The sequence below is a fragment of the Cytophagales bacterium genome, from assembly GCA_033344775.1.
GTDB lineage: Bacteria > Bacteroidota > Bacteroidia > Cytophagales > Cyclobacteriaceae > JAWPMT01.
Map to the genome: position 1 here is coordinate 1,049,348 of JAWPMT010000004.1, position 16,801 is coordinate 1,066,148.

The 16,801-nt window shown below is 45.2% G+C and carries 11 protein-coding genes; 6 read left to right on the forward strand and 5 right to left on the reverse strand.

Annotated features, from left to right (window positions below):
• Positions 1–61: 61 nt before the first annotated feature.
• Both R8G66_13170 and R8G66_13175 read right to left on the reverse strand, forming a co-directional pair.
• On the reverse strand, positions 62–3,145 hold the full coding sequence (locus tag R8G66_13170; GenBank protein ID MDW3193316.1) for a multicopper oxidase domain-containing protein: 3,084 nt from the start codon (positions 3,143–3,145) through the stop codon (positions 62–64).
• A 570-nt stretch (positions 3,146–3,715) separates the two neighbouring features.
• Complete coding sequence (locus R8G66_13175; protein ID MDW3193317.1) at positions 3,716–4,753, reverse strand: type IX secretion system membrane protein PorP/SprF; 1,038 nt, start codon at positions 4,751–4,753, stop codon at positions 3,716–3,718.
• 315 nt (positions 4,754–5,068) lie between these two features.
• On the opposite strand from R8G66_13175, the gene R8G66_13180 reads away from it, so the two are divergent.
• The 3 genes from R8G66_13180 to R8G66_13190 are packed head-to-tail and all read left to right on the forward strand — an operon-like array spanning position 5,069 to position 10,780.
• Complete coding sequence (locus R8G66_13180; GenBank protein ID MDW3193318.1) at positions 5,069–9,802, forward strand: PKD domain-containing protein; 4,734 nt, start codon at positions 5,069–5,071, stop codon at positions 9,800–9,802.
• A gap of 17 nt (positions 9,803–9,819) precedes the next feature.
• On the forward strand, positions 9,820–10,410 hold the full coding sequence (locus tag R8G66_13185) for a hypothetical protein (GenBank protein MDW3193319.1): 591 nt from the start codon (positions 9,820–9,822) through the stop codon (positions 10,408–10,410).
• Positions 10,403–10,780 (forward strand): hypothetical protein, encoded by a 378-nt coding sequence (locus R8G66_13190; protein MDW3193320.1) that lies wholly within the window; start codon positions 10,403–10,405, stop codon positions 10,778–10,780. The genes R8G66_13185 and R8G66_13190 overlap by 8 nt, the downstream gene beginning before the upstream one ends.
• A gap of 78 nt (positions 10,781–10,858) precedes the next feature.
• Here R8G66_13190 and R8G66_13195 read toward each other — a convergent pair whose 3' ends face one another.
• On the reverse strand, positions 10,859–11,020 hold the full coding sequence (locus R8G66_13195; protein MDW3193321.1) for a hypothetical protein: 162 nt from the start codon (positions 11,018–11,020) through the stop codon (positions 10,859–10,861).
• Between the two features lie 75 nt (positions 11,021–11,095).
• On the opposite strand from R8G66_13195, the gene R8G66_13200 reads away from it, so the two are divergent.
• Both R8G66_13200 and R8G66_13205 read left to right on the forward strand, forming a co-directional pair.
• Entirely contained in the window at positions 11,096–12,043 is a 948-nt protein-coding gene (locus R8G66_13200; GenBank protein ID MDW3193322.1) for an L-threonylcarbamoyladenylate synthase, read from the forward strand.
• Positions 12,044–12,163: 120 nt separating this feature from the next.
• Complete coding sequence (locus R8G66_13205; protein MDW3193323.1) at positions 12,164–13,351, forward strand: phosphoglycerate kinase; 1,188 nt, start codon at positions 12,164–12,166, stop codon at positions 13,349–13,351.
• Positions 13,352–13,505: 154 nt separating this feature from the next.
• On the opposite strand, the gene R8G66_13210 is transcribed toward R8G66_13205, so the two are convergent.
• Complete coding sequence (locus R8G66_13210) at positions 13,506–14,651, reverse strand: DUF819 family protein (GenBank protein ID MDW3193324.1); 1,146 nt, start codon at positions 14,649–14,651, stop codon at positions 13,506–13,508.
• 92 nt (positions 14,652–14,743) lie between these two features.
• On the opposite strand from R8G66_13210, the gene R8G66_13215 reads away from it, so the two are divergent.
• On the forward strand, positions 14,744–15,211 hold the full coding sequence (locus R8G66_13215; protein MDW3193325.1) for a DUF4157 domain-containing protein: 468 nt from the start codon (positions 14,744–14,746) through the stop codon (positions 15,209–15,211).
• Positions 15,212–15,395: 184 nt separating this feature from the next.
• Here R8G66_13215 and R8G66_13220 read toward each other — a convergent pair whose 3' ends face one another.
• Positions 15,396–16,742, reverse strand: coding sequence for an ATP-binding protein (locus R8G66_13220; GenBank protein ID MDW3193326.1), 1,347 nt, complete (start codon positions 16,740–16,742; stop codon positions 15,396–15,398).
• Positions 16,743–16,801 lie beyond the last annotated feature (59 nt).

Below are 16,801 nucleotides of genomic sequence, written 5' to 3' on the forward strand. Positions count from 1 at the left end.
ACACCAACACCCACCAACAAAAAAGGCCCCTTCGGAGCCTTTATCAATTTCATGAATTCGATCAGTCTTTCTTTCCTTCAAATGGTGAAGTAACATAAGGCATCATCATACCTCGATCCTCGTGACGTAGGATGTGACAGTGATACACCCAAATACCTCTTCGATTATCGTCATCTGTCACGGTAATTGCCCCAGGAGTAGTACCATTTTGTTTAGGTACATTGACCCAATACCGCACCTTCACATAGCCGTGAGGTGGAATGGTGATGGTATCCCACCAGTTGCCAACAAAACCCTGGATACCAATTTCCTTGCCTTTCTCCACGGCAATGACATCACCGGACTTGGCATTGGCTTTGGTTGGACGTTGTGGCTCAGAACTGGCCGTTTGTGCACGCACATACCAATCCTTACTCCCTGTTACCGGATTAGTCTCGTAGCTCAACTGCCCTACTTCTACCACAAAGAATGGGTTGATATGGATATGGAATGGATGACCTACATCAGAGTTATTGATCAGGTAATACTCTTCTGCAGTAGTAGCACGAGGAAGGCCAGGAAGATCCCATGAAGACGAGTATCCTTCATATTTCTTGTTCACCAATGCAGGACCATCGATACCGGTCAGTGCTTTCCAGCTCGGCTTGTTCGTGTTAGTCCAGGTATATTTTCCATTAGCCTCTGTAATCGTTTGGAAATAGCCTGGATTCATGAAATAGTAGGACGTATCACCCGGGGGATTGACCACTTGATTCGTATTCGGCCATTGCACCCCTCCGGACTTCTCAAATGCCATATTATCATAGGTACCTATGGTATCCGCATCATTAACTGGTGTTGCCGTATGGGCATGTGTAGTACTAGAATTAAAGGCCAGATCAGAGGGAGTTTTAAACCCTGTTTGAATGAAATCTTCGGCTTTTGGATTGCCTAATGGATCATTCAAGACAAAAAACCTTCCGTTCAAGGTAAACTGATTCACTTTACTGCTTGCTGAACCGTCTGTCTGGGTCAGCTTGACCCTGATTCCTGAAACATCGAAAATCACCGGGCGCGACTGCAAAATATCAGACTTAGAGATCGGAGAAACATAACTCGGGGGTTTGACCGGGGGAGTTTGTTCATCCATGGTAATAGGCGAAAGCATTTTCATACGCTCCTTGGAAGGATAATCATAGGAATCTACCGCATCCCCAGTTACGTTTACCGTCATGATCACCGCTGGTGATTGCTGCCCGGATACTATTCCATAAGGCTGAAATCCTGAATTTCCTACTCCAAAATCGCTACTTGTATTGATCTTCACATCCAGAAAATCAGCATCGCTACTGCTTTCTTTCACTTGTATCAGCGGTACAACATTCGTACTACCACCCACCCATGGTTGACTAAATCCTGAATACTGGTACTTAAACATCAATGGATTATTCTTACCATTCACAGTGGCTGGGAGAAAACCGGTTTGCTTGCTACCCTTGGAATATAGCGTTTTCCCAGTCGCAGCATCTTTTAAGGTAATGTCTGTTGGGTAGTTCTTAAAGAATTTATAGGTACCAGCTGTTGATAGCTTTACCAGAAAATCCGATCGATTCCCTGGAGCCAGAAGCGCGGGCTTCTCAGCTGTAATGGTATCCATTTTCGCAAAGGTGATCCCATCAGCAGCTACCAAATAAATAGGCTCAACGTAAAAAGTACTCTTATCTGTCGCATCCTGTCTACCTAGCCAGACGTAAGCAAAAGATTTATGATTCGTTCCCGCATTCACCAATCGCCATCTCTGCATCTCTCCTGGAGCCACATCATAGGAGTAATCGGTCAATCCATTTACCGTCAACGTGAGCGAGTCATTATGATTGATACCCATCGCATCTCCTTCGCCTCGCTGAAAACCATAGTTGGTAATCTCCTGAATGGCAAACACGCGATCATTTTGATCACTCCATGCGTCATAGGTCTTTTGATCCGTATACTCGATGATAGAATTGTCTTGTGACTCTTCGATCACAATTGTTCCCGCCATACCATTTTCAACTTGTGCACTGGTCGCGCCATGCTTATGCGGATGGAACCAATGTGTGCCTGGCAAGTGATTGACTGGGATCTTATACTGATAATTCCAGTTTCCGGCCTTCACTGATTGATCAGAAACAGAATATTCATTCAAGGAATCAAGATTAACGACTGGCTCATCGGTATCCGGTGCGTCATAATCCTCGGTACTTAGTCCGTCGGGAACTATCACGGTGGTTACATCATCCTTGGAAGGATCCACATGCAAACCATGCACGTGCAGGTTGGTATTGTTCAGATTGTGCGGAATGTTCAATTCACCATGTAGCGTCATGCCTGCCAGTTCTTCGTCTTTACCGAGATCAGTGTTCTGAACATTATCGAAGACATCTAACTGACTGTATTTAATAGGGTTAAATTCATTCACAATATTGACCTGCACCAAATTACCGGGCTTGAATCGTAAGGTTGGTCCAGGAAGCATCTGAACACCCCGGCTTAAACCATAAGCTCTGGTCCAAATGGATAAAGGTTCATATTTAGGATCTGCTTTTGTACCTGTATTTTGATAGATCAGACTATCAACTTTCGCAAATTGTGTGTACAAAGTGGTTGTCAGGACACCATTTTCATCGGCATAAATCTCTCTTGGTAGCAGTTTCACAGTAGCTGCTTCCAGAGAACCGGAAGCTTTCAGCCCTACTTTATTTACTCCAGCTTTGAGATGATCTCTCTGGATATTAAGGCTACCAAAAATATATTGTACTTCATCCGAAACGATATATTGTCTGTTAACCTTGATGGTCGTGTAGGCTTTTCCATTCACGGTTACGTCCACATCTAAAACAGTTGCATCTTTTGGCAGATGAATCACCAGTTGCATCATGGACACTGAAGCCAATGTAATGGACAATTCTTTCTGCTCGGCGTTGATGGTATTAACGGTCACTTTGTTGATCACTGATGAACCAGTGGCCGGAGTAACTGTCGGTGCCTCTGAAGACAACAATGCCTGAAAATGAGAAGTAGCTTCCTGCGAATCAGAATCTGTCTCACCTCCGGGTTTACAGGCCGTCATAAAACATAGCAGGCCAAGCGTGACTATTGCACGGTAAGAATAGGTTGGAAATTTCATATCTATTAGGTTGTAAAACCTGAAGATACGAAAAATTGAATGGATAAAAACCAGTAGAGAATGGAAAGAGTAAAATTTCCTCTTATCGTATTACAAGAAAATGATTTACAAAAAAAGAAGGAGTGGCTTGAAGCCCAGGCCCGAAGGTCTCCTTCTCTCACAACCAATAGATAAATGCACCACTCGGGCGTAAACCGAGCAATTTCTTTTTTGTTTCTTAGATTTTAGTTGTCCGCTCTACTCTGAAAGCCGATCAATTCTTCCTGATCACTACCAAGAAGCACACTCACTTGAGTGAAGTTAGATAACGCATACTTCAAAAACTAATAAAACCGTTAAAAGATTAGAAATTTCACCAATCACGAGCTAAAAAGGCATACTTTTCAATATTATTTATTTTTCACACATATAGTGAACCGCTTTTAGTGAATTAACTTTTAAACACACTTTTATCCGTCGATTTTAAGACAATCTCGCGATGGGAGTTATCTGAGTTTCAAATCCAAAATTTGAGCCGCTAATTGAAGCGCCAATAAGAATGATTAGTAAAGAGAAGTTGAAAAAATTGGCCTAAAAACCAAAAGGAACTGGACACTTGACCTCCCGAACGGATTTTGGAGGTTTACCAGGAGGGTCCAGGCTAAACGTGTAGGTCAGTGAAATTTCATGGGCGCCTCCACTGTTGATCCCCAGATCAGACACAGTAAAATCGAAACTGTAGCCAATGGAAACGTTATTGGTGGTCAGGCCAGTCATGAAGATCACAGACTCGTTATTAGGAATACCTTCCAGAGATTTTACAGGAATACCCCTGTACCAAACTCCAAGCAATAAGGGTTCTAGTGTAAAATAGACGCCCAGGTCTAATTGATCAAATTCACTTTGTGAACGATAATTGAAGGTTGGCGTAAGGCTCCGTTCTTTCAAAGGTTTATTCTGCGCCCGTTTGGAAATATCATGAAATGGGATCTTGATCCCGCCGTGAAAAGACCTTCGCTGATATAACGGTGATTCTCCTCCTGCCAGTGCCTGATTGGGCTCTGTGACGTGGTAAATAGAAAATCCTCCCCAAATTTTATCATTAAATAAAATACCACCGAATGAGATGTCGAAAAAATTAGCATTCAAGCCAGTATTGAATTGTTCATTGGTATTGGCAAGTACCACCTGACCTGTCGCATCAAATTGATCTCCGAATGTCAGGCGATCAAAATTGATATCTCTCTGATAATACGCCAGCTGAACGGCAGGCCGAAAAGTCCAATTATAATTTAGTTGCAACTGATAAGCATATTGCAGTCCAATCATGGTCGAACGAAGACCTGCTATCCCTTCCCGATCCGTATTAACAATCAGTCCCAGGCTACTGTAGTAGTCGACCCAATTGTAATCCACATAAAACGAGTAAGATTCGAATGATGCATCAATGGAAGGCCACTGATTCCTGTAATTCAGCCCCACCCTGCCTTTTTGATTGATTCCGGTGAGGCCAGGATTCAGGTTCAGGGGCGCCGCATAATATTGAGAATACTGCGGATCCTGCGCATGGACCTCCGACGATAGCCCGAAAAACACGAAAACTGTTAAAATAATCAGTATTCTACTCATTCACCTGTGATCTTAATGGCAAACATTGATGATTTTATTGAAAGACACAAACGCAAAACAGCATGACTTCAACTTACCCTATAAACTGATTTTAGATGTTTTTTGATCAAAGCCGACATTCATACCCTTAATATCCATAGTTTCGATGATTTGTGTAATGTAACGTCACATCTGGCGTTAGTATTTTAATTAAAACCGTAAAGCCTCAGACAAAAAAGAAAAAATTAGGGAAACTTCTTTTTAATGGGTATTAGGAAAAGGGTTGTTTTTTGAATGATCTACATTTACCAATCAATGAATTTGCAGATTCAGCGCATGAGATGTAACAGGTGGACAAAAGTCCTTTTACTGACGACCTTGATCCTGGCAGTCCCCGAATTGGGCTCGGGTCAACGCATTTTGGACACGCAGTATTTTTTCGGAAACACGACCGACAACTTTGTATTTGATAAAAACGGTCGGGACGTACATCTGGAAGACCGGCAAGTTGCGCCCTTCGGAATGGGTGGCTCGGCGGTAATCAGTGACCAGTTCAATGGAAATCTGCTTTTTTATACCGACGGGGTACAAGTATTTGATCAATCACATCAACTGGTGGCAGGCTACAGTGCGCTCAATGGCGACTCTTCACTGAACCAACCTGCGGTAGTTGTTCCTAATCCTTCCAGTCGAGACCTCTATTACATATTTACTAACCCGAGTAATGGTGGAGCCAATGAGATCCAATTCACAGAGATCGATGCTTCTATACAAGGAAATTCTACCGATGGCCGATTCCCATTCGGAGCAATGACATCCGTCAATCAGTCCACAGGGCTGACCAACCCATCAGAAGGCATCATCATTATCGAAGCGGGGAATAACGGGAATGAATACTGGTTGATCACGCAAGACCGAACCACCTTTGATTTCCGGGTCACAGCGATCAATAGTACGGGCATTGACAGCACACAAACTTTCACAGTAACTTCTCCCGCCTATCCCAATGTAGAGGTGGCACACTTTGCATACAATGCGGATTCCGCCTGGCTGGCCATCGCCCCAAAAACCGCTAATAGAAACGTCGCGATCCTTGATTTCGACGCAGCAACAGGAGAGCTGGCCTTCAATCAGCAGATCCTCCGGACGGGTGTAGATGATGGACAGGGAGAATCGATCTACGATGTAGAATGGTCCAACAGTGGTCGCAAATTATATTTCTCACGATTCGGCAGTGCCGGACTGGATGCCAATGTCTATCAATATGATTTTGATTCACTGGTATTGTCGCCACTTTTCGCCAATCCGATCTTCAGGAGTTACGGCTTGAAAAGAGGTCTGGATGACCATATATTACACCTGTATCAGGACACACCAGGATCAGCTTATAACCTGGGCCGGTTCACGCGTGCCGACAGTCTAGCAGATTCGGTCGTTTACGAAAACATTGTGCTGGAGCCCGACTTCCAGGGCCGTCAGTTCCCAGCCTTCGCCCCTCCTTTTTTCCCAGGATTCAATTCTGTCGCCTTTACTCAATTCGACAATTGCGAAAACTTATCGACCAAGTTCTACCCGATGGTAGATCCGGTCCCTCATAATTATTTCTGGGACTTTGGGGATGGTTCCGGCTCCAGAAATCCGGCTCCTGTACATACCTATGATGCCGCAGGCGGTTACATGGTCACATTGGCTGTGGAATTGAATGGGCGTTTTTCAGTGGCTACGCAATTCGTGGAAGTACTCGCCAATATGGAAGAAGCCATGATCGGTCAGGATACCACGATCTGTATCGATGAAATACTCACGCTTCCCACCCCAAGTGGCATGGATCTTCCTCAAGGGCAAATTGTCTGGAGTACAGGTGAAACCACGGAGACCATTGAAGTAGATACCACAGGAACCTATTGGGTGGAAGTAACGCTGCCCAATGGCTGTACGACTTTTGATGCCATTACGGTGACCGAATACGGCATTCAACGCCAACTCTCCAACCAATGGTATTTCGGAGAAATGGCCGGACTGGACTTCAACCAGAACCCACCTATGGCGCTGGTAGATGACAACCTGATGGACTCTCCGGAGGGTTGTGCGACCATCTCAGATTCCGACGGTAGCCTGCTGTTCTACACCAACGGGCAAACGGTCTGGAACAAAGAACACATGATCATGGTCAATGGTGATAGCATTGGTGGAGACAGTACTGCGGCGCAATCAGCTATGATCCTCCCCTTCCCGGATGACGAAACCCTGTTCTATGTTTTTACCACACAGGAAGTCTATGGCGAACTGGACAATGAAATGCTGGTCAGTATTGTGGACATCAAAGACGACAGTGCCCGCGGTTCTGTGGTTGTCAAAGGCATCCGGCTATTTGATTACAACACGGAACGGGTGACTGGCTCCAACTTCGGGACCAACGGATGGCTCATGACCCATGAATTCGGTAACAACAATTTCAAAGCGAATTTCCTCGACGAAACTGGGATTACGGCTACGGTGCACTCCCCTGCCGGAGAATACCTTAACTTTCTGGATGAGCAGAGTGCCACCAGTTATCTCAGGTTCCAACCGGGCATCATGCGGGCAGCCAATATGATTCCAGGAGCCAATACTGTGGACATTCTGGATTTTGATAACAATAGAGGTGTATTATCGAATGCTCGAAACATCAATATAGATGAACCTGCCAGTACCCCCTTGTACGGCCTTGAATTCTCCGGAGGCGGCGACAAAATGTACGTCACAACCAATGGAGCAGTCTCCAAGTTGATCCAATACGACCTGGACAGTCTTGATACGGACGATGAAATTGCGGACATAGAAGCTACCAAGTTTGATGGCTATACGCAAGGCAGTGGGTATGGCGCCATTCAGCGCGGGCCCAATGGGGTCATTTACATGGCCATTGACAATGCTACTTCCGTCGGGGCCATCAATTCCCCATCTGCAGACGATGACCTGGCGAACTTCATGGAAAATGGTGTGGACCTGGGCGGTAGGATCAGTCGACTGGGATTACCCAATTTTGTGCAAAATGTCAGTGATCCATTACAGCCTCCTGGCTTCACGGTAGAATCCGCTTGTTTTGGTCAGCCTCTCACACTCATGGCTACAGGAACTTCCATCATTGATGAGTTCGAATGGACCTTTGATGAATTTGCCAGTCCTCAATCAGGGGTTGGAGATTCGATCCAGGTAACGTATTCTACTACCGGCCCGCACACCATCATGCTGAGAATATTTAATCGGTGTGGCTATGACTCTACATTCGTTCAAGATATTGAGGTATTTGCTACACCAGAGAATCCCACCACGCCAGAAACAGTCGCTTTCTGTGGTGACGAACCTGAAGTGATCTTAGAAGCATGGCCGGATGAAGATCCAAACCTGACCTATCTCTGGTCGATAACCAACGGGTCTGGGTTGACCACCAATCAGACCACCAGAACGATCTCAGTAACCGAGCCAGTAGCATATACTGTAACCATTACCAACGCAGATGGCTGTTCATCCGAACCGAGGAGTGGCGTAGTAGCAGGAGCAATAACCGTGAACCTTGGGGAAGACCTGTTTTTCTGTCAGGATGACGATGCACCTGATCTGGACTCACAAAATGCCGTCGGTAATTTCAACTGGACCATTGATGGTGACTCCACTATTGCCAGTAATACTCGTTTTCAGGAGATAGACACCAGTATACCCGGCGTGTACAGTTATGCATTGGAATACACCGAAGAAGTAACTGGGTGTGTGGCACGGGATACGGTAGCAATCACCATTTTTGAATCTCCGATTATCCGGGCTACTGGCACACCGCCTACCACCTGTGATGCCAATGACGGAGCAATCAATTTCACGATCGACTCCAATGGCAGCTTTGTCTACAACCTCACTGGTCCGGTAGCCATCGCGGACCAATCTTTTGATGGCCCCGGAACACCAGCACCATTGACTGGACTAAATGCAGGAATTTATACCCTGAACATCACCAATACTGTGACCGGATGTATTACGAATGAACCTGTACAGGTGGAGGATATTGCTCGATTTGATCTGGAAGCATCTGCTATTCCCGGATGTGGTGCCGAAGGAGATATTGGCCTCCTCGTAACCGGCGATGCGCCTACCAGTGCAAACATTACTGTACGAGATGAAGATGGCATGGAAATTCGTTCGCTGAATGATGTAGCCCTCCCACTTCCCGACCTGCTGGATTTCGATACTGGACTTTATGTGATTCAAATTGAAGAGATTGGCGGACTAGGTTGTATTCAGATAGACTCGGTACAATTGGGTGAAGAATTCCCCAGATCCAATTTTACATTTGACCCTATCCAGGAACTTTGTGGAAACCGAGATCAGGCCGAGATCAGGCCGGGGACCAATGGTATCACTGACTATTTCTGGCAAAACAGTGATGGCCAAGTGATCGGCATTGGCACTTCAGTGGACATTCCACTGGAAGGTACGTACTTCATTACGGCAACAGGAGATCAACTCTGTCCTCGGACGGAAATGATTGAAATCAACATCAATCCTTTACCACTGGTGGAGATTGAAGTAACAGGAGATCTTTGTTTTGGTGAAGTTACCCTTACGGCAGTCATTGAAAGTACGTCGAGTGGTCCTTTTGCCTACCAGTGGCTCTTTGGGTCCGACCGAACAGAATTAGGACAAACCGAAAGCATCAATGTTTCGCAAGAAGGGTTGTATCAGGTTAGGATCACCGATCCTGCTATTGGTTGTGATGCCATATCGAATCCCGTGGATATTGATTGCCAGCCGTTTGTTCGTGCGCCTAATGCCTTCAGCCCAGGGAACAACAATGATCAAAATGATGAGTTCTTCGTTTTCCCCAATGATTTCGTAGACAATTTTGAGATCTTTATTTACTCTCGATGGGGTGAAATCGTTTATTATTCAGATGATTTTGGCTTCAGATGGAATGGTTTTTTCCGTGGCAAACTTTTACCTGAAGGCACGTATGCATATGTGATCAAGTTCACCAGCATTGAAGAACCCGAACTCGGGGGCATTGAACAATACGGATCGGTAACTTTGATCCGATAATTGGTGTTGTCCTATTTATGGCCTTCTTCGATGACATATATGACCGGGTTTTTGGCAAGGAACAAACTCCTGATCCGGTTTTCGTTCATAAACTACTGAAACGATCGGGTTCCTTTCTTGAGAAATATGAAGCCTGGAAAAAAGGTCGGAAAGATGAGCTGCTGGAATTGATCGACACCTCTCTTCAATTGAAGACCAAAGGCATTGAACAAGATCCGCCTACCCATGTTTTGAAATTCTCAGGTTCCAATGCCTTTGCGGTCAGTTTTTCATCAGATATGGGAGCCGAAGAATTGCAGTTTCTGACAGAATGGTTTGCAGCATACGTATTGCAAAACTTACCTTACAAAAAAGCCAATGGGGATGTCATGATCAGGGAACGGGACAATATCGTGGAGACCATTGAAAAAATCTACCTCAAACCCATTGCTACCGAAGAACTGCCCGCTGATCAACAATTTGGCAACATCCTCATTGAAAATTTCGTCGTTGGCACCAAACCTTCTTACATGAAAGTGACGGCCAATTACTACATGGACCGGATGTACAAGCCGCACCGACCGTTCGAAGAACTGACTAATTTTTTATTAAAACCTGTTTATGAATAGCCGAAAATTCAAATACTTACTATTGATTCAATTGATCATGCTTCTCGGTATCGTGCTGTCTCCTCAAACCAGTTACGCCCAGAAATTTTTACCGACCAAACTCAAGGTCACCGTGATCAATGGACAAGGCAATGCGGTGAAAAATGCGACGGTCCGTTTGTTCCTCAGTGAGGAAGATTACATTGATGACAAAAAATCAATCCTTAGCGAAAAGACCAACGAAAAAGGGCAGGTAATTTTCAAAAAGATGAAACCTCGCTCCTACTACATTGATGCTCGAAAGGGAGATCTGAATAATGATGGGCGTGGCTCCAAAACCGATAAACTGAAAGAGGGCCGGGTGAACCGGGTAAATGTCGTGATTGAGTAAGAAAGATTCACGCCCGCCGCCGGCAAGGCATGGCTTTGAGAGCCATAGCGTGACGGCCCATACTATATTTCTTTTGATCTATCGCTTTAGGGTAGTAAACAATAGTAGGCCGTAAGCCACTAACATCAACCAAAAATCGTACACACCTACGTCAGGGAGTACTTTGAATTTTTCGAGTACTACGAAAACGACGATAACGACAGAAACGATGCGGAGAATATTTCGGGTTGAGTTGGTCATTGGGGAAAAATCATTGATTGTAGTAAAGATATTAGAATTGTTCTGAGGAATCTACCGATACTTGCGTGATTTTTCATGGCTGATATCTCCGCACATATCGACCCGGCAGTTAAGTTACTCAAGGCTAACGATTTAGTAGCCATACCCACCGAAACAGTGTATGGATTGGCAGGGAATGCCCTGAATGAAACGACTATCTCCAAAATCTTTGCCGTAAAGCGCAGGCCGAAGTTTGATCCGCTGATTGCGCATGTTGGAGATGAGCGTATGTTGGAAAAGCTGGTCCACTCGTTTCCTGAAAAGGCCCAACGTTTGGCTGAAAAATTTTGGCCTGGTCCGCTAACCCTACTCCTTTCCAAAAGAGAGGACGTTCCTGATCTTTTGACATCAGGTTCTGAGCGAGTGGCTGTGCGCATGCCCAATCACCCACTGACCCTGGAATTGCTACAACAACTGGACTTTCCACTGGCTGCTCCTAGTGCGAATCCCTTTGGATATGTTTCTCCAACCACCGCTCAACATGTTGCCGATCAACTAGGGCCGAATATTCCTTACATTTTGGATGGAGGTCCGTGTACCATTGGCCTGGAATCAAGTATCGTGGGGTTTGAAGGAGAAGACGCCATTGTATACCGTTTGGGAGGGCTCCCTCTGGAAGAAATCCAGAAAGTGATCGGCCCTGTCAAAGTAAACCTGAATAAAAGTTCTAACCCACAAGCACCGGGCATGCTCAAATCACATTATTCGCCTGGTAAACCAGTAATTTTAGGTGAGATTGAAGCCTTGATCAACGAACATCGGGATCAGCAAATCGGGATCATTGCCTTTGATAAAAAGTATGGGAATTTCCCTCAAGTGACACTTTCTACTACTGGTGATATGCAGGAAGCAGCGGCAAATCTTTTCAAAGCCCTGCGAGAACTTGATACGGATCATGTGGATGTCATACTTGCTGAGCAGGTCCCGGATCATGGACTGGGCAGAGCCATCAATGACCGGCTGGAAAGGGCCGCAGCGAAATAAGGCACCAGACGGAAAACCTTTTCATTTCGATTTCATCAAAAATTCACATTGATCCTTTTGGCGTTTAGATAAAAGCACTCATTTTCGTGCAACATTTTCAATGAACAAACCATTTTTGAGATGAAGACGATAGATGATTTTAATTTCAGCGGGAAAAAAGCACTGATCCGTGTGGACTTTAATGTTCCCTTGAATGCATCGTTTGAGGTGACCGATGAAACACGTATCAAAGCGGCCATCCCGACCATTAAGAAAATCATCGCTGATGGAGGATCAGCTATTTTGATGAGTCACCTCGGCCGTCCAAAAGAAGGACCAGAAGAAAAGTATTCTCTCAAGCACATCATTCCTAATCTTTCGGAAAAATTGGGCGTAGACGTTCAGTTCGCGGGTGATTGCATTGGTGCAGAAGCCGAAGAAAAGGCTGCAGCTTTGTCCGGTGGCGACGTACTACTATTGGAAAATGTACGCTTTTACAAACAAGAGACAAAAGGCGATGAAGACTTTGCTGCATCCCTGGCCAAATTAGGAACCATCTACGTGAATGACGCTTTTGGCACCGCTCACCGAGCCCATGCTTCTACAACTATTGTTGCTAAGCACTTTAACGAAAAATGCTGTGGGTATGTGATGAGCGCGGAACTCGACAATGCTAAGAAAGTACTTGACAATGCTGAGCGTCCTTTCACTGCAATCATGGGTGGAGCGAAAATCTCTGATAAGATCCTGATCATTGAAAGACTGCTGGACAAAGTGGACAACCTGATCATAGGTGGCGGCATGTCCTATACGTTCTTTAAAGCCATAGGCGGCTCAATCGGAAACTCTCTGGTGGAAGAAGACAAGCTAGATCTTGCAAAGGAATTGATCAGCAAGGCCAAAGAAAAAGGCGTGAACCTGGAATTACCTAAAGATTCGGTAATTGCCGACGCTTTTGACAATGGCGCCAATACACAAGTGGCAGATAACTTCAGCATCTCCGATGGGTGGATGGGACTGGATCTGGGACCAGAATCCTCTGAAGTATTTTCCAACCTGATCAAGGAATCAAAAACGATCCTTTGGAATGGCCCGATGGGTGTATTCGAAATGAGCAACTTCGCTGGTGGAACCAATAAAGTCGCACAAGCTGTCGTAGAAGCCACAAAGAATGGCGGCTTCTCACTCATTGGTGGTGGTGATTCGGCCGCTGCAGTCAATAACCTGGGATACGGAGATGATGTCTCTTATGTATCTACAGGAGGCGGAGCCTTACTCGAATACATGGAAGGCAAAGTGCTTCCCGGAGTTGCCGCATTAGAAGCTTAAGTTTAGTTCTCAACCTCCATTTCTGGGATCATTGATTCTGAGGAGGTCATAAGAATGATAGGTCATCCTTGAAAAGGGATGACTTTTTATTTTCTCAGAGTTCTCGTCGAGTGACTCTGAAGAAGCATAACCCTGGATGCTAAAGAGACGGGCACTACTGCAACACATAAGCCACAAAAAAACCAAGGTAGGTGCCCAATGCGGCGCCTACGGTTCCCATCAAGATGGCGGGTAACAAGAGGTCTTCGCGCTTCAAACTCCTGGATAATGCAAGGGCCGTAGATGCTCCACCAATATTGGCTTGCGAGCTGATTGACAACAAACTCCAGTCTAGTTTGAATAGTCTGCCAACGCCAAAGATCACCAGTCCATGAATGATGATAATCAGAACGGTGAAACCAAAAATGGAAATGGCCTTGTCTCCTACATCTGCCAATGCTCCGATCTCACAAAAGGCACCTACCACTGCCAGAAATAAATATACGGATAGCAATCCCAACACCTGAGCACCCGCCAATTGTTGAATGACTTTCGTTTGCGCCAGGATCAAAGCAATGGTGGTCAAAATGAGCACCGAAGGAATGGTGGTGAGTCCCTGGAGGTAATTGGATAGCAAGACCGTACCCAATCCTAAAACGATCAACGCAGCCATAGAAAGCGGATCGATCGACTCGGTTTCACTCAAAGTAGCCAGTTCTTTGTTTTCAGCTTTCGATTCCCGGTCTGGAAAATACTTTCTCAACAGTCCAGGAGCAGAAATGGTCACTACCATCCACAAGGCGGTCAAAATATTATCCGCAACCACCACACCAATAAATATAGCTCCATCCCGAACCACATCGTAATGCAAGGCAATCGCATTGAAATTGACGCTTCCTCCAGTATAGGTTCCGGTCATCATCCCGCCAATGGCGTAAAACTTATCTCCAAAGAGTTCCTCTCCATCGAATACCCAGATGGACACCAAACTACCAACCAGTGTTCCTAACGCTCCTAATGCAAAGCCAATGGTCATGGGAACTCCAGCTTTCTTCACATCGATGAGTTTTACTCCCAATAGCAGAAAGAAAATACTCAATGGCGCGATGTATTGAAAAATGAAATCATAGACCACACTTGGATTACTGGCAGAAGGAACGATTTTCAAATTGGCCATGATGGCAGTCAATATGATCACCAGCAGTGAAGAACTGACCACCTTTAACCGGGTGTTTCGACACAGCCATTCACACAACCAAACATTGAATACCAGGACCAGCACCACGTATTCTGGCGCGTTGACGATTTCACTCCATGACATCTGCTAAAAATACAATAGTACAGCCACATGTATGCCGCATGGACTTGATGAAAACTTGACTTAAACACAACGAATCGTTAAATTGCTCAAACATGGATTCAAAATCATCCGTTTTTCAGGAGTCAAGAACACGTAAACCTGCTTCACAAGAAGTGGGCAACAATCCTAATTCGGAGCTCCAAATGAAAATAGACCGCAGTGCTCGTCAGCAAGCACAAGCGGAGGCCATCCAAAAAGTCGATAATAAAACGGGCATGCCAGACGACCTTAAGTCAGGTATTGAGAATCTTTCGGGCATGGACATGTCGGATGTGAAAGTTCATTACAATTCTGCTAAACCTGCTTCCGTGGGGGCGCATGCTTATGCGCAAGGTTCCAGCATTCATTTGGGTCCCGGACAAGAAAAACACCTGGCTCATGAAGCCTGGCACACGGTGCAGCAAAAGCAAGGTCGTGTTCAGCCAACCACTTCCGTAAATGGTGTAGCTGTCAATGATAGTGCTTCGTTAGAGAAAGAAGCGGATGTGATGGGTGCGAAAGCGATGCAGCATAAGGCCTGATTAGTTCCTGCTTTGTAGTTTCTGGAAATTCCTCTAGCATAAACAAGAAGAAAATTCATTTGCCAACAAAGGCAATATTATATCCAAACTAAATGGTAGTTCCTTACATAAAAACTTGAAACCTAAAACGAAGGAAAATAAATTGCAAAAACGAAGTAATCATACATGGAACTGGAAACAAAAATCAAATTGTTTTTCCTAACTGCCTGAACTCCCTTTTCAATCCCGCCACAATATCGCCTTGCATGATCTGCTTCTCCGGACTGGTCACTGCCTTGATACAGCTATAGCGCAACACATTGACAATATTTCCTCCGGTCACTTCATATTCCTCCGCAAGATGATCAAAATCGATCTCTGCTGATTTGGGCACCTGACTGTTGAAATAAAAGTCCCACAGCGACCTTCTTTCATCCTTATCCGGCAACGGGAAATAGATCATGGATTGAAACCTCCGGGCAAAGGCTTCATCAATATTTCCTTTAAGATTGGAGGCCAGTACGACCAGGCCATTGAAATCTTCGATCCTCTGCAGCAAAAAAGCTACTTCCTGATTCGCAAATCGATCATTGGAAGAATTGGCTTGTACTCGTTTTCCGAATAGCGCATCTGCTTCATCGAAGAACAGGATCCATTTTTTGCTCTCAGCCACTTCAAAAACTTTGGACAGGTTTTTCTCCGTCTCTCCAATGTATTTTGACACGACCAAACTCAGGTCCACACGATAGACTGGCATTCCTGTGGCCTTACCTAACAACGTAGCTGTTATTGTTTTTCCTGTTCCGGGAGGTCCATAAAACAGGCACCTATAGCCCGCCTTTACCTTCTGTCCAAGTCCCCAATCTTGCATGAGCAGTTCTTCATGCTCAAGCCAGGTTCTGATCTCCGCGATTGAATCCCAGGTCTCTTCATTCAATACCAGATCATCCCATTCCAAAGAAGTCGTAATCTTTTTCGCAGGAAACTCGTGATTCATCTCGGGTTCATAAGGCTTACCTGCTGTCAGATAGTCCACGTACTCTTTGTCCAGCAATAACAAGCCACTGGCATGCGGTTCCCCATCCGGCACTTTGCCATATTCGATTACACCCCTGGCGCGGAGTTTACCTGCAGGAGCAAGGATCTCATTGGACAGCACCCGTCCCTGAATGTCATCACCGGCCAAGAGAAACAAAGCCGTCTCGCCGGTAGGCAAGAACCCTCCATGATTTACTCCTTTGATCCCTCCGAATTCAGTAAACCCTCGATCAAAATTTTTATTCTTAATGAAAAACGTATCCAGTACCTGAGGACTGACGTGTGGCGCCAGTGCCAGGGCTAGTACCATTCTTTCTGATCTGGAAAGCGCTAATTCAGCAATGAATTGGTGTAAAAAGGCACCTTCAGCATACGGAGGAGGAGTGATTTCTTCAATCGCAGGCAGGTCATCGGAAGTCTTGAAATAATGATTGATCCTTGACTCTATCAGTTGAGAAAGCCATTGCATTTCGGCCCCAATTGCTTGAAAATTCTTGCTCAGATCAGGATTCATCGCACATATTTATGTAGGTTGTGTACAATGTACAAGATAATTCTTATTTTTAGCTGCAA